Genomic DNA, 868 nt, shown 5'->3' with positions numbered 1-868 from the left:
AGTGTAATTTGTTTCATAGGGCTATGATGATCCCATTTGGGACAAAATCAAGCATTTTCAATGATCACGGGTATATACACTTTAAACAATTACTATACTCGCCCATTCAAATCATGGAGCAAAATACTTGTTAAAGTACTTTATCGTTTTACTGTCTCTTTTCAGTATTAATGCCCACTCTGCGCCTCTTCGAATCGCCTCAGATATTTGGTGTCCGTATATCTGCGAAAATCAAACTGGATACGTTGTAGAACTAACCCGTCGCGCTTTTGAGATCCAAGGTCAAGCCGTTGAATTTCGAAAGCTTCCGTTTAAGCGGGCATTGATTGAACTGCAAAGAAACAATATTGATGCAGTGCTTGCACTGACCGCAAGCGCGATAGCCGACAATAAATTACTCAGTGCTGATGTGATTTTGGGCTATAACAGCAACGACTTTTATACTCTTGTTGACAGTAATGAGTCATTTAAGCAGATTAGCGACCTGAATAAAACTCAACAAGCGGCGATAGTGAATGGTTACGGCTATGGCGCAGCACTTGACGCCTGGTTTAACGCGCATGCTAATACGTACTTTGCCTCAGGTAGCGATCCATTAGCGATGAATATTATTCGCCTTGTAAAAGGCCGTCATTCCGTAATCGTCGACAACAGAAATGTCATTGAGTACACCGCGAGTCAATTAAATTTAAGTAAACAGCTTCGCTATGCTGGCACCATAGGAAAACCTGTGCCCTTGTATGTTGGTTTTAGTCAGCAAAATAAAGCCCATGCGATCACCTTTGCTAACGGCATATACCCGTGATCATTGAAAATGCTTGATTTTGTCCCAAATGGGATCATCATAGCCCCATGAAACAAATTACAC

Annotated in this window: 1 protein-coding gene; it reads left to right on the top strand. The window is 41.5% G+C overall.

Annotated elements, in window-relative coordinates; genetic code table 11:
- Nucleotides 1-127 precede the first annotated feature (127 nt).
- Nucleotides 128-805 carry a substrate-binding periplasmic protein gene (locus tag AAEZ02_RS21720; protein ID WP_351124997.1) on the top strand — a complete coding sequence of 226 codons (678 nt, stop codon included), beginning with the start codon at nt 128-130 and terminating at the stop codon, nt 803-805.
- Nucleotides 806-868 lie beyond the last annotated feature (63 nt).

It is taken from the genome of Shewanella sp. T24-MNA-CIBAN-0130, from assembly GCF_040310185.1.
GTDB lineage: Bacteria > Pseudomonadota > Gammaproteobacteria > Enterobacterales > Shewanellaceae > Shewanella > Shewanella psychromarinicola.
Note: the sequence above shows the minus strand (reverse complement) of the source record. Positions and strands in the feature narration are given on the sequence as shown.